The following is a 13,720-nucleotide window of genomic DNA, read 5'->3' on the forward strand; positions in this document are numbered from 1 at the left end:
CTAAGGGTCTATCACTGCGAAACGCGGTCTACCCGACCGTATCGACCGTTGCTGCCACGTTGCCGTCTGCCATGTGCACGCGAATGGCGTCGCCAGGCTTAAAGGTCTTGGCACTCGTAGCCACACCATCATCGCTGTACGCGATGGAATAGCCGCGAGCAAGCACTTTGAGCGGCGACAGGGCATCGAGCGACGCTGCCGCACGGCTCAGGTCGGACGCTGGCTTGCTGAGCATCGTGCGTCCTTGATGCTCTAGGCGGGAACTCGCAAGCGTGAGCACATGGCGCTTACCATCGAGCCCCGAGGTGCTTGTAATCAGACGCTCGGGCAAGCGCTCAAAGTTGGAGCGGAATGTCCCGACCGAGCGTACTATGGCGCCCGACAGGCGATCGGCAGTCAGCGCAAGCTCCGATTCGCGACGCTCGACCATAAATGTGGGGTCGTTGAGGCACGGGCGACACGCAGCGGCATCGAGCGCATCACCCAAGCGAGCCGTATAGGTATCCCAGGCACGGCGACCGCGCTGATCGAGCATCTCCAGGTCAACCTGGGCCGACCCAATCATCGATGCCATCGCGGCACCCAGACGCTGATGGCGCGCCTCGAGCACATCGGCCAACTCCGTCATAGCCGGCGCCACCGATTCTGCCGCCGCCGTGGGCGTGGAGGCGCGTCGGTCGCTCACCATGTCGCAAATCGAGGTATCGGGCTCATGGCCAATGCCGGTCACCACGGGCACAGGACAAGCCGCCACCGCGCGGGCAAGCTCCTCGTCATTAAAGGTCATGAGGTCCTCAAAGGAGCCGCCGCCGCGCACCAGCAAAATACAGTCGGGCGCCGGCGTAATGGAAGCGGCGCGGCGCAAGCCATCAATGAGCTCGGCCGGCGCACCCTCGCCTTGAACCTTGGCGCCCACGCAGACAAGCTCGACGAGCGGGTTGCGACGGCGCAGCGTACGCTTGACGTCGTCGATTACCGCACCGGAAAGCGAGGTGACGACCGCCACGCGTGAGCAAAACACCGGGATGCGGCGTTTGCGGGACTCGTCCATCAGTCCCTCGCGGCGTAGCTTTTCGGCCAACTGCGCCACCTGTTGACGCAGCAGACCCTCCCCCGCCAGCGAAAACGAGCGAGCGACAAAGCTCATGCGGCCCGTGGCCTTATAGAGATTGAAGCTGCCCTTAAAGCTCACCTGCATGCCGTCACGCAGATCGAAGGTACGCTTGAGATAGGCGCCCTTCCAGATGATGCAGTCGACGGCGGCCGAGTCGTCTTTAATCTGGAAGTAGCAGTGGCCGCTTCGGGCATTGGGACCACGGAAACCCGTGACCTCGCCCAGGACACTCAGCTGCGGAATGGCATCGAGCGCACCGGCGGCGATCTCTACCGCCTGGCTCACGCTGAGCTCCTTACGCTCCTGCTCGTCCGAACCGTCGAACTCGGCGGAAACGGCATTGCCGGTTAGATTCCAGCCTGCCACGCAGCCTCCTTTCGTCATCGTGCACAAGGGCTTCGGCCCTGCGCAAATTCAAGTCCAACACATAGTACAGCGCCGCGAGGACACGAATCCCCGCGGCGCCCAGCGACCCAATTTGTTATCGGTTGGAGTTTCTGTTGTATCGAGCCATAAGATAGAGCAGCTGAATAATCGAGGTGAGCGCCGCAGCCACATAGGTAAGCGCGGCGGCCGTCAGCACCTTCTTGGCACCGTTGACCTGCTGGGAGCTCATACCCGACTGCTCAATATACGCCACGGCGCGCCGACTAGCATCAATCTCGACCGGTAGCGTAACCAGTTGGAACAGCACGCTAAACGAGAAGAAGATCAGTGCGAGGGTCGTGAGTCCCGCGATGTTCATAAACAGGCCCATGAGCAGCACGATGGTCCAAGTGTTCTGGGTAAAGTTGACGACCGGCACGAGGGCGGTGCGTACCTTCATCATGGCATAGCCGCTTTGACGCTGCGCGGCATGGCCTGCCTCGTGACAAGCGACAGCAACGCTTGCGACCGAGCCGCCCGAACGGTTGGAATCCGACAGATACAGGTTATTGTCCTGCGGGTTGTAATGGTCGGTGAGCTCACCGGCGACGCCCTTGATACCCACGGCGTTGCAACCGTTGGCGTCGAGCATGCGGCGAGCGACCGTGGCACCCGTGTCGCCGTCCGAGCGAACCTTGGACCACGTCTTGTACGTCGAATTGATATAGCTCTGCGCAGCAAGGCCAAGCACCGTGCAGAAAAGAACAACCAGCAGGTACAGCGGGTCGATGCCAAAGCCATATCCATAGTAATAGGGCATGCGAATTCCTCCAAATCGAGTTACACGTTGGAGGCATTCTACCCACTCGCCCAGCAGGCAAGTCAGCATCGATGTTTAGGCATTGTCAGCGAAAACGGCCGAGAGCGAGCAAGGTGACGTGAAAGAGAAGCGACGCGTACTTTGGTACGCGAGCGACGATTGAACGTCAGATTGCCGCTCTCGGCCGTTTGCAGCGTCGAGCTGTTACGCGGTTTGGCAAAACCGCGTAACTATATACCTATAACAACTCAATCTTTCCGTCCTTCACGGTGAGCCCCATATTGCCGGAAAGCAGATCGTCCAGGCGCGAACCCACAAGCTCAAAACGCCAGCCTTCGCGCAGGGGGCTTTGCTCAGGATGCTCGATGTAATCGGCCAGGTCATCGCGCGAGGCAATGACCGAGGTCGCCACCCCCGAGCGCTCGGCAACCAGGCGGATGAGCGCATACATCAGGTCCGTCACGCTCTCCAGCTCCGGCGAGATCTGACGGTGTCCGCGCACCATGAGCGGCAGGCGATCGTGCGGGCAGCTCGCGCCGCGCTTGATGGCCATGAGCGCACCGTCCACGTCGCGCTCCCCCAGCTGGTCGGTACCGCGAATGCTACGGAACTCCTCAACGCGGACGGGATTGCGCTTAACGAGCGCAAGCAGCGTGTCGTCGGACATGACCCACTTGCGCGGGATGTTACGGCGCTCGGCGCGGTCCTCGCGCCAGGCGGCGAGCTCGCGCGCGATACCCAGCTGGTGACGGCTGCACGAATTGATGCGCTTGACCTTGCGGAACGCCTCGTGGCGATCGGCGCGATAGTGCGACTCGTCAGCCAGCGGGCGCAACTCGTCGAGTACCCAGTCCACGCGGCCCAGCTCGCGCAGACGGCTCATCATCTCGGTATAGGCGACGATCAGGTACTTGACGTCATCGATCGCGTACTCAATCTGCTTATCGGTCAGCGGGCGACGCGACCAGTCGGTCAGCGACTCAGTCTTGGGCAGCGAGACGCCGCAAAACGTCTGCACGAGCGCGCCGTAGGAAATCTGCTGGCGCTCGCCTAAAAAGGCGGCGGCCACCTGCGTGTCAAAAATCGGACGCGGCAACACGCCTACGGTATGAAGCATAACTTCCATGTCCTGCGAGCAAGCATGGAACACCTTGGTCACGCTCTCGTCGGCCATGAGTTCGGCCAAGGGAGACAGGTCGTCGATCACCAGCGGATCAACCGCGACGCTCTCGGCAGGAGTGGCAATCTGGACCAGGCACAGGCGCGGATGGAACGTGCGCTCGCGCAAAAACTCGGTATCGACGGCAATCGCGTCAAACTCACGGGCGCGCTGACAAAAGTCGAGTAGAGCCTGATGTGTGGAAATGTACATATCAACCCATCGAATAAGGTTAGGCCCGAAAAACACGGGTAGGATATCGGCATTGCCTTACAACTATACTCGGTTAGTCACAGAACGGGAACGTAAGTATGCGCTGCCTTATCATCCACAACCCGGCATCGGGCCCCAGCTCAGATGAAATCTACGCATTCACGCACGCCCTCGCGCAGGGCGGCGACGAGGTCGTGATGCGTTTTATCGGCGATGGCATGGAACCCGAAGACGCCGTGGCAGACGTGCGCGAGTTTGATCGCGTGGTGATTTCGGGCGGCGACGGCACCGTCTCCAACGTACTCGACCAAATGCGCGGATGCGGCGTCCCCACGCTCGTCTTCCCCTCCGGCACAGCCTGCCTGTTCTTTAACAACATCGGTAATGCCCCCGAGGCAGCGGCACTTGCCAAGGCCTGCCGTGCCGGTCGCACGGTCAAAGTGGACATGGGCGAGCTCTTTTGGCTCGACGAGAACGGCAACGAAAAGCGCCACGGCTTTATCATCATCGCCGGCTCGGGCTTCGACGCCGAGATCATGATGAAGGCCGCCCCTACCAAAAACGACATCGGCGAGATCGCCTACTTCCTCTCCGCGCTCGCCACGCCCAACCCCACGGTGGCGCACTTTACCATCGAGCATGACGGCATTGTCGAGGAGCTCGATGGCATCTGCTGCATGGCCGGCAACACCTCGGTCATCCAAAACGACATCAACCTGTTCCCCAACTGCCGCATGAACGACGGCATGGTCGACATTGCGGTCATCGAACCCGTGCGCACCGTTCAGCTGCTGCCTACTGTGATCACCGCTGCGCTCGACCCCGCCGGCAAGGTGCTCGGCCGTCCGCAGTTCAAGATCATCCAGACCAAAGAAGCCAAGATCACCTGCACCCCGTCGCTGGGCATGCAGTTCGATGGCGAGATTATCTCCAGCAATTCGGGCGTCTTTGGAGCCCGCGCGCTTCCGCAATGCCTCGACCTCATCGTCGACGAATTCTCACCGCTCGGAAAATAGGAGGACCCCATGAACGACAATCCCCTGATCGGCTTTATTGTCATCGTCTTGGCCATGCTCGTCGGTTACGCCATCAACGTGATTCACCGCCGAAAGAAGTAAATCCACATTGGTATGATATTCATCCAGTTATCGACTCTCCCGCTGTTTATGCATTTGCCAAACAGCGGGGGATTTTCATTTCGGGCATTCCCAGCTACTTTATTCGGCTACAGTAATTACAGAGCGTCTTTATTAAAGTAAAGCTGCAAACTGAGTACAATTAACCGCTCATCGCATATTTCATCACGCTTATCGAGTAAGTTTCTTTCATAGATGAATATTGTTTCCAGTTCGTTACGCTAATGAGGTGTCTTTATTGGCTGAAGCCCTCTGGCGACAGAGGGCTTTCGCACGCTGGGAGGGAAAATGAGGAAAACTCGCCCCGTCAACGCGCTCAAGAAGCTAGGCATAGGCCTCGCCTTTGGAGCTGCGACCATCATGTCCATGCCGACATCTGCGCTCGCCTGCACGCAGATGTACATGGGCAAAAACCTTACGGCCGACGGCAACACGTACTACGGCCGCGCCGAGGACTTTGGCAAGCGCTATCTTAAGCACTACGGCATCGAACCTGCCCACGAACCTGGCTTTAAGTACAGCTCGATTGAATCTGCTTTTGAATACACTTCGAACAAGCCTACCTATCGCTACAGCTATGTACGCGACCACCCCTCCAACTGGATGGGTCGCACCGACGCCTACTCCGAGGCCGGCATCAACGAGAAGGGCGTCTCCTGCTCCGCCACGCTAAGCACCTCCTATAACGAGGAGGCCGCTGCAGCAGACCCCATCGATGAGGAAGTGGGTCTGGGCGAGTACAGTTACGGCAGCATCATCCTGGGCGAGAGCGCCACGGCCCGCGAGGGCGTCGAGCTTCTCGGCAGCCTGATCGATGATCAAGGCGTCTGCACCAACGACCAGATCATCATCGCCGACAACAACGAGACCTGGCTGTTCGCCACACTTTCCGCCCATCAGTGGATCGCCATGAAGCTCGCTGACGACGTCGCGTCGCTCAACCCTAATATCGGGAGCCTCAACTACGATGTCGACCTCAATGACACCGAGAATTGCCTCCACTCTGAAAAGATCCAATCCATGCCCGAAGAAAAGGGTTTCGCCAAATACTCCGCTGACGGCAAATTCGATGTCGCCCAAACGTATGGCGAAAGCCTCGCCGATTCCGGCGTAAACCAGTGGTCCCGCTATGTGCAAGGCCGCGATTATTTTGGTAGCCAGCTGACCGAAGGCACAGATTACGACATTATCACAGTAAAGAAGAAAGGAAAACCTGACCAAAAGGGAGCCATGGTCAGCGAAATCCAGCCCCTGTTCTTCAAGCCTGGCAAGTCTGGTTGGAGCACTTTCGAGTTGATTCGCGCCTTCGGCAACCGCGGCGAGAACGTCCCTGGCCTCAACGCGAACACTGATGGTGTTTATTGCATCGGCAGCGAGCGCAACACCGAGATCAACCTCTTCCAGATTCGTCGCGGGTATGACCCCGAAGTCGCTACCATCCAGTGGGAAATGCTCTCCCGCGCTGCGTACTCCGTCGCCATCCCGTTGTACTCCGCTCTGATAACTGAGGTCAGCCCGTACTTCAGCGATCAGACCGTCTCCTTCGATCACTGCGAACAGACTGACGTCGTGTACAACGAGGAGCCCGAGAACTCAATCAACTACGTCCTCATGGACATCAGCTCGCTCTGCTTTGAGAACCCTGACACCCTTGGTATCAGCGTCCGTGCCTACCTCGATGCGCTCCAGAACGAGCTCATCGAGCAGAACAAGGAAGTTGACGCCGCCATGCTGGCCGAGACGACCACCGAGGGCCGCACTGCCCTGGCCAACAAGGCCGGCAAGGCTGCTACCGAGAACACCTACGTCAAGTGCAAGGCCCTGCTCCAGGAGATGCGCGCCTATCAGAAGGCCGAAAACTTCGACCAGCCCTTCACCCCGAGCGACCTGAACACCGAGACCAACGGTCTCAAGGTGTCCATCACCTACGCCAAGGACGCTCTTGCCACCGACCCGGTAACCCCGGATCAGCCTGGCACCCCCGAGCAGCCTGGCACCCCCGAGCAGCCCGGTACCCCCGAGCAGCCCGCTAAGCCCGAGCAGCCGGCCGCCAAGCCCGAGAAGCCCGGCAAGTCGGACACCACGACCACGGTAACCACCAATAAGACGAACACCAAGGGCAGCCTGCCCACCACTGGCGATCGTTTTGATGGCCGCATGGTGGCCGCATTCGCCATCACTGGCGTTGCCGTCATCTCCGCAGGCGGTTACTTCCTCTACCGTCGCAATAAGGGGTAGCGTCTTAGCTGAGCGGGCGAGGCAGCAATGGCAGCCTCGCCCGCTTAACCCGCCTTTTTGACCGGTGGGAAACCTGCCTGAAATCTTTTTAAAAAAGATTTCCCCGCACACACTTCGCTGTGCTATAGTGCAGCGCAACAGTAACTAGGTGCGACCGCGCCATGGCATCACGAAAGGAGCCACCAACATGAAGAACACGATGAAGTCTCTCAACAACTGGTGGTGGCGTGATGCGAATACGATCGGTCGACAGTGAGTCCCTCACGCCTGTTTTTGCGCTCTAGGTGATTGGAAGGCCTCCGGTTTCGACCGGGGGCCTTTTTCTATCTCGAGCCCGATCGCATTCGCATCACGCGCCTCCGCTTTTCTCTTGCAATCCCCTTCCGAAAGGATTTTCACCATGTCTCAGAACACCACTGCCACCCAGCCCCGCACCGTCCAGACCGCCGATCGCGGCAAACTCGATGTCCGCGCCCTCGTCTTGCTCGCCATCCTGCTCGCCGCCGGCTTCATCCTCAACTTCACCGTCGGCAAGGCAATCTCGGGCATCTCGGGCGGCATGATCAGCCCCGAGTTCATCATCTCGGCCTTCTGCCTCACCATCCTGGTCGTTCGCCCCAACATCGGCCAGGCGCTCGTCATTGGCCTCATCTCGGCTGCCGTGATCCAGATCACCACCACTTCGCCGTTCGTCGATTTTGCCGCCGAGGGCATCGCCGCCATGCTCATGGCCGGCATCGTCAACGCCGCCGGCAAGAACGGTCAGGTCAAGCCCGCCATCGCCATTGTCGCAACCTTCGTGACCACCTTTGTCTCCGGCGTCATCTTCATGGTCATCAAGATGACCATGCTCGGCGTGGTGGGCGAGCTCGCCGCCGCCATGTTGCCCGTCGTCGCCATGACCGCCGTCTTTAACGCCATTCTGGTCGGCGCCCTCTACCTGCCCATCCAGAAGGCCCTGAAGCTCAACTAACCCGCTCGGCTTTACGAGCCACCCCATCTTGGCGTTCATTCGTCGCTCGCGTACCCAAGTACGCTTCGCTCCTCTTTCGCGCCAACCTGGGGCCCTCGTAAAGTCGTCTCTGTGCTCCATTATTCAAAATTAATCCCCTTTTCGATTTAGCCCCTTTCGTGGGGGTCCAGGACACTCTTATCTCAAATCTCACCTTAAGGAGAACATCATGGCCACCAACACCCAAGCCCGCACCATCTCAGCCAACGCCACCTCAGACAAAGGCATCCTCGATATCACCTCGTTGGTCCTGCTCGCCGTCCTGCTTGCCGCCGGCTTTATCCTCAACATGACCGTAGGCAACGCTCTGGCGGTTACGGGAATTAAACCTCAGTTCATCATCGCCGCCTATGCGCTAGCCATTGCGCTCACGCAGGCGAGCTTTGCCCAGGCCGCCATCTTTGGCATCCTGTCGGCCGCCGTTATCCAGATCACCACGTCAATCCCTGGCCTCAACTTTGTCACCGAGCTTGCCGGCGCGCTGACGATGGCAGCGCTCGTCAAGTCAAACATCGGTAGCAGCAAGGTCAACCCCTTCATCGCCGGCCTGCTCACCGCCCTGATCTCGGGTGCCCTCTTCGCCGTCCTGGGCACCGTCATCATGGGTGCCGCGCTGCCCACGGCGCTCGCCAAGGTGCCCATCGTGCTCGGCACTGCCGTCTTCAACGCCGTCGTGGTCCAGGCCCTCTTCTTCCCCCTCCGCAAGGTGCTCAACAAATAGCCTGATATGATGGACGGGGCCGCAACTCCACGGCCCCGTCATCAAAGACTGTCCCAGACAACTAGCTCTTGGGGACGTTCTTAAACGACTAGTCATGTAAGAACGTCCCCAATGACTATGAAAGGTATCCATGGAAACGATCATCAACGTCGACGATGTCTCGTTCTCCTATGGCACGCAAACCGAGCGGGCGCTCAGCCACATCTCGCTCAGCGTGAACAAGGGAGATTTCATCGGCATCATCGGGCCCTCGGGCGCCGGCAAGTCCACGCTTGCCGCTTGCCTGTCGGGTGCCGTGCCACACCACTACACCGGCACGTTCTTTGGGTCCGTCATGGTTAACGGCCACGACACCTGCGAAGCCTCGCTCACCGACGTGTCGCAAATCGTCGGCAGCGTGCTGCAGGATATCGACACGCAGATGGTCGCCTCGGTCGTCGAGGACGAGATGCTCTTTGGCCTCGAGAACTTTGGCGTTCCCCACGACCAGATCGAGCAGCGCGTGAGCGAAACGCTCGAGACCGTCGGCATCAGCGACCTGCGCGACCGCGAGATCGCCACCCTCTCGGGCGGACAGAAGCAAAAGGTAGCCATCGCCGCCATCCTCGCCATGCGTCCGCGCGTCTTGGTTCTCGACGAGCCCACCGCGGCACTCGACCCCGCCAGCTCCACGTTGGTCTTCGAGACGCTGCGTGAGGCAAACCGCGCACTTGGAATTACCATCGTCGTCGTTGAGCAAAAGGTCGCCCTGCTCTCGGAGTACTGCAACCGCGTGCTCGTGCTCAACCATGGCGAAATCGCGCTGCAGGGCGAGCCACACGAGGTCTTCGCGCATACCGACGAGCTCCGTGCCATCGGCGTCGACTGCCCTCGCGTCACGCGTATCTTCAATAGCCTCGAGGCCGATGGCCTGGTAAGCGGTACCCCTTGCTTGGATGTCGATGAAGCCGAGCGCCTGATTTCGGGCATCGTCGACCCCGCACGCGCGGTCAGCAAAGCCCAGGCGCCCACCGGCTCCCCGCATGCACCGTCGTTGCGCCCTCATGCCAAGGACGCCGAACCCGTGCTCACCTTCGACCATGTTGAGTTTGCCTATCCCAATGGCGGCGCCGCCGTCCACGACCTCAACCTGACCCTCTATCCCGGCGAGCTCGTGGGCATCGTCGGCCAAAACGGTGCCGGCAAGACCACGCTCACCAAGCTGCTCACGGGCCTGCTTAAACCCGCCTCGGGCAGCGTGCGCGTTACGGGGCTGGATACCGCAGCCGTTCCCACGAGCCGCATTGCCCGCGAAGTCGCAACCCTCTTCCAAAACCCCGACCGCCAGATCTGCAAGGATACCGTACTCGACGAGGTCGCTTTTGGCCTGGAGCTTGCCGGCATCGACCGTGCCGAGGCTCTGCGTCGTGCTCAACTCGTTATCGACCGCTTTGGCCTGCCTGCCGATGAGGCACCTTTCTCACTTTCGCGCGGCCAGCGACAAATGGTGGCGCTTGCCTCCGTCGTAGTGGTTGAGCCCAAGATCGTCGTGCTCGACGAGCCCACGAGCGGCCTTGATTACCGCGAGTGCATGACCGTCATGGAAACCGTGCGCACCATGGCCGAGCGCGGTTGCGCCGTTATCATGGTCTGCCACGATATGGAAGTCGTCTCGGATTTTGCCGAGCGTATCGTAGTAATGGCCGACGGTCGCATCCTCGGCCGCGGCCGCACGCACGAGCTATTCTCGAACATCGATCTCATGCGGCGTGCCTACGTGGAGCCTCCCCAGGTTATTGAACTCTCGCGCCGTCTGGCATCTTCCGTCTCGCCCGCTTTTGCGCAGGTGAGCGAGGTCACCGATGTCGTTCGCATTACCAAGGAGATGGTCCGCCGTGGTTAACGTCATCGACTACATGCCGGGCGACACGCTGCTGCATCGCCTGAACCCCGTCGTCAAACTGGGCCTCGCCGCCGCCATCATCGTCGGCATCTTCTTGTCCGACACCTACGTGGCGCTGCTGGGCTTTTTGGCACTCACCCTTGCGCTGGGCGCCTATGCCGGTGTCGTCGACCGTCTGTTCTCGCTGCTCAAGTTGCTGATTCCGCTCGCGCTTATCATGCTGGTGCTCCAGCTGGCCTTTATGCGCGATGGCAACGTTGTGTGGGGCTTTATCACCGACACGGGCCTCATCACAGGATCGAAGGCCTGTCTGCGCCTGCTGGGTGTGGCGTTACCGCTCATCCTCATGCTCATGGTGACCAAGCTCAACGACCTTGCCAACGCCTGCGTCGAGGTGCTGCACGTACCGTATCGCTATGCCTTCACCTTTACCACGGCGCTGCGCTTTGTGCCGGTGTTTGGTCAGGAGATGAACGCCATCATGGAAGCGCAGACCGCGCGCGGCGTCGAGTACGACACCAAGAACCCTATCAAGAAGCTTAAGCTCATGTTGCCACTGTGTGTGCCGCTGCTCATCTCGAGCGTGGGCAAGACCGATGCCACGGCCTTGGCGGCAGAACAGCGCGGCTTCTATCTGCGCACGCGCGCCAGCTCGTACAAGCGCTACCCCATCAAGGGCCTGGACATCGCCGTACTCATCGTCAGCATCGCCCTCATCGCCATCGGCTTCCTGTTCTAGTTCACCACCGACAGTAACAGCCCAACGCAAAAGGCCTCGGCTCGCACCAAACGAGCCGAGGCCTTTACTGTTTCACCAGATAAAACCTGCCAACATTAACCTGTCCCTTTTTGGCGGGTCGGAAGCTAGAGGCGGTAGGGAGCGCCGCTACGGATGATGGATTCGCGCACCAGGACGTCCATGGCGTCAAGGGTAATCTCGGGCATCTCTCGGTACTTTTGCAGCACCGAGAGCTCGGTGCAGGCCAGAATGACGCGGTCGCAGCCGCTACGGGCGAACTCCCACATCACGCGGTCGAACTTATCCATATCGGGCTCACGTCCGGCCTTCACATCATCGTAGATAAGCGACATCACATCGTTCTGACGTTTCTCGCTGGGATAGACGACCTCAACACCCGCAGCCTCGCATTCGCGGCCGTAGACGCCCGCGCCCACGGTTCCGTCGGTGCCCATGATGCCAATCTTGCGCACCGGCTCGGCCGGCATACTCAGGTTGGGGTCGAACTCGCACTCCCCCATCACCGCACCCGCAAGGGCATAGCGCACCGACTCACGCGGCATGTGGATAATCGGCACCTTCGTAAACGACTGGATCTGGTCGTAGAAGTAGTGTGACGTGTTGCAGGGAATGGCAATGTGCGCACAGCCCAGCGACTCGAGTGCCTGGGCACACTCTTTCATGGTCGCCAGCAGTTTGGCGTGCTCGCCGGTCTTAATGGCCAGGGTGCGGTCGGGCATGGTCGACTTGGAAAGCACCACCATGTCGATATGTTCCTGATCGCAGGCAGCAGCCGTATGACGCACTACCTGGTCGTAGTAATACGACGTGGCCTCGGCGCCCATGCCGCCGATAACTCCCAGCTTTTCCATCGCCGCCTCCTTGGTGACGCTTGCGCAATTGCGCGTATCATACCCGCGCCCGCCCGATGTAAACCGGACGGGCGCCGCACTCATCTACTTGTAATACGTCTTGAACAGCTTAAAGTGGCGCAGCTTGGTGTGCCACATGCGCAGCCAGCGGTTAAAGACAAAGTCGCCCTTCATAAACGAAGGGTCGGCGCCCTTGCCTTCCTTGTCCAGGCGATGCACCTTAGCGCGCAGCTCGGGATCCTTGACGTACTTGTCGACGACGCCCATGGGGACGACCATCCACAGCGCCTCGTCCTGCGCCGTCACAAACTCCGGCTCAAACGGGCGGTTGAACACATACTCGTCCACCACATACTTGGCAACGTTAAAGCCGCTGTTAGTGACGTAGTAGTTGCTGCGACCTTGGCGCGTGTTGAAATCGAAGAACTTAAACGAGCCGTCGCGCTCGTCGTACTTAACGTCAAAGTTGGAATAGCCCACAAAGTGAAGGTCCTCGAGCAACTTGCGCACGCCGCCCATGAGCTCGTCATTGGGCTCGGTGATGATACAGGCGTGGTTGCCGACACCGTGAGGCTGATGCTCCTCGAGCAGCACGTGACCCAGGCACATCATGCGCACCTTGCCGTTGCGGTCGGAATAACTGGTGAGCACGCGCATGCACTCGTCATTGCCGGGCACGCGATCCTGCAAGATCAGGTCGTCGGTGTAGCCGCTGGCATACGAGTCGCGAATGACCTGTTCCAGCTCGGCACGGTCGGCAATCTCATAGGCCTTTTTCTGGCCCTCGAACTCGTGCTGCCACCACATGATGCCGTCAGAAGGCTTCAGGATCATCGGGTAGGGGAAGTCAATCTGGTCGAGCACTTCGGCAGGTGCCTCGCCTTGGGCGTTCAGCATCGCCATGGTGAAGGTAAAGGTATGCGGATAGGGCACGCCGTGCTTCTCGCACAGCTCGTAGAAGATCTCCTTCTTCTGACATTGCTCAAGCATGCTATAGGGAGCGTAAGGCGCGACGATGTTATCCGCCAACTCATGGGCATCCTTGGCCTGAGCCACGAGGGCAACATAGTTATCGCCACAGCCCACAAGGACAATCGTCTTATCGGCATGCGCTTGGGCAATGCCGTTGACGGTCCTGAGCATCACAGGCATGGTATCGATATCCACGTTGGGCGTGTAGTCGATAATCTGGCTACGGTACGCGGGACCCGTCTGGTACTTGCCAAAGACCAGGCTCTTGACCTGGTACTCCTCGTAGAAGGCGCGCGCCACCGAATAGGCGTTGATGTCGCCACCGAGCAGCACGGGAATGAACTCGCGCTCTGTAAACTGCAATGCCATGGAAACTTCCTATCATGAACTGCCCACACAACGGGCGGTCTTTGCGCAACTGATTTATTCTAGCGTGCCGAGCCGCTGGTGCCCAAAGCTCCACCGTATCTATGGCA

11 protein-coding genes are annotated in these 13,720 nt (G+C 59.7%); 6 read left to right on the top strand and 5 right to left on the bottom strand.

The genetic code is table 11. The features are described from left to right. Nucleotides 1-28: 28 nt before the first annotated feature. From xseA to rnd, 3 genes are all read right to left on the bottom strand, one after another. Nucleotides 29-1,480 (bottom strand): exodeoxyribonuclease VII large subunit, encoded by a 1,452-nt coding sequence (gene xseA, locus DXB86_RS00080; RefSeq protein ID WP_369831471.1) that lies wholly within the window; start codon nucleotides 1,478-1,480, stop codon nucleotides 29-31. Between the two features lie 115 nt (nucleotides 1,481-1,595). After that, entirely contained in the window at nucleotides 1,596-2,300 is a 705-nt protein-coding gene (locus DXB86_RS00085) for a zinc metallopeptidase (RefSeq protein WP_117735758.1), read from the bottom strand. Between the two features lie 238 nt (nucleotides 2,301-2,538). Further along, a complete protein-coding gene (rnd, locus tag DXB86_RS00090; RefSeq protein WP_006234315.1) occupies nucleotides 2,539-3,672 on the bottom strand; it encodes a ribonuclease D in 1,134 nt (377 codons plus the stop codon). Nucleotides 3,673-3,770: 98 nt separating this feature from the next. Between rnd and DXB86_RS00095 the strand changes: the two genes are divergently transcribed. The 6 genes from DXB86_RS00095 to DXB86_RS00120 all read left to right on the top strand — a co-directional run bounded on the left by DXB86_RS00095 (nucleotide 3,771) and on the right by DXB86_RS00120 (nucleotide 11,400). Further along, nucleotides 3,771-4,688 carry a diacylglycerol kinase family protein gene (locus DXB86_RS00095; RefSeq protein WP_117629772.1) on the top strand — a complete coding sequence of 306 codons (918 nt, stop codon included), beginning with the start codon at nucleotides 3,771-3,773 and terminating at the stop codon, nucleotides 4,686-4,688. Nucleotides 4,689-5,096: 408 nt separating this feature from the next. After that, nucleotides 5,097-7,046, top strand: a complete 1,950-nt coding sequence (locus DXB86_RS00100; RefSeq protein ID WP_117735759.1) for a C69 family dipeptidase — start codon at nucleotides 5,097-5,099, stop codon at nucleotides 7,044-7,046. A gap of 400 nt (nucleotides 7,047-7,446) precedes the next feature. After that, the gene (locus DXB86_RS00105; protein ID WP_117735760.1) at nucleotides 7,447-8,019 is read left to right on the top strand and encodes a hypothetical protein; all 573 of its coding nucleotides are present in this window, start codon (nucleotides 7,447-7,449) and stop codon (nucleotides 8,017-8,019) included. Between the two features lie 208 nt (nucleotides 8,020-8,227). Next, the gene (locus DXB86_RS00110) at nucleotides 8,228-8,779 is read left to right on the top strand and encodes a hypothetical protein (protein WP_117735761.1); all 552 of its coding nucleotides are present in this window, start codon (nucleotides 8,228-8,230) and stop codon (nucleotides 8,777-8,779) included. Nucleotides 8,780-8,909: 130 nt separating this feature from the next. Further along, nucleotides 8,910-10,661, top strand: coding sequence for an ABC transporter ATP-binding protein (locus DXB86_RS00115; protein WP_117735762.1), 1,752 nt, complete (start codon nucleotides 8,910-8,912; stop codon nucleotides 10,659-10,661). Next, complete coding sequence (locus tag DXB86_RS00120; protein ID WP_022094111.1) at nucleotides 10,654-11,400, top strand: energy-coupling factor transporter transmembrane protein EcfT; 747 nt, start codon at nucleotides 10,654-10,656, stop codon at nucleotides 11,398-11,400. The genes DXB86_RS00115 and DXB86_RS00120 overlap by 8 nt, the downstream gene beginning before the upstream one ends. Before the next feature lie 125 nt (nucleotides 11,401-11,525). Here DXB86_RS00120 and DXB86_RS00125 read toward each other — a convergent pair whose 3' ends face one another. Further along, the gene (locus tag DXB86_RS00125) at nucleotides 11,526-12,272 is read right to left on the bottom strand and encodes an aspartate/glutamate racemase family protein (RefSeq protein WP_229028173.1); all 747 of its coding nucleotides are present in this window, start codon (nucleotides 12,270-12,272) and stop codon (nucleotides 11,526-11,528) included. Nucleotides 12,273-12,356: 84 nt separating this feature from the next. Next, nucleotides 12,357-13,613 (bottom strand): ATP-grasp domain-containing protein, encoded by a 1,257-nt coding sequence (locus DXB86_RS00130; protein ID WP_117735764.1) that lies wholly within the window; start codon nucleotides 13,611-13,613, stop codon nucleotides 12,357-12,359. Between the last annotated feature and the right edge of the window lie 107 nt (nucleotides 13,614-13,720).

Origin of the sequence: Collinsella sp. OM06-18AC (genome assembly GCF_003438785.1) — a bacterium.
Taxonomy (GTDB): Bacteria; Actinomycetota; Coriobacteriia; order Coriobacteriales; family Coriobacteriaceae; genus Collinsella.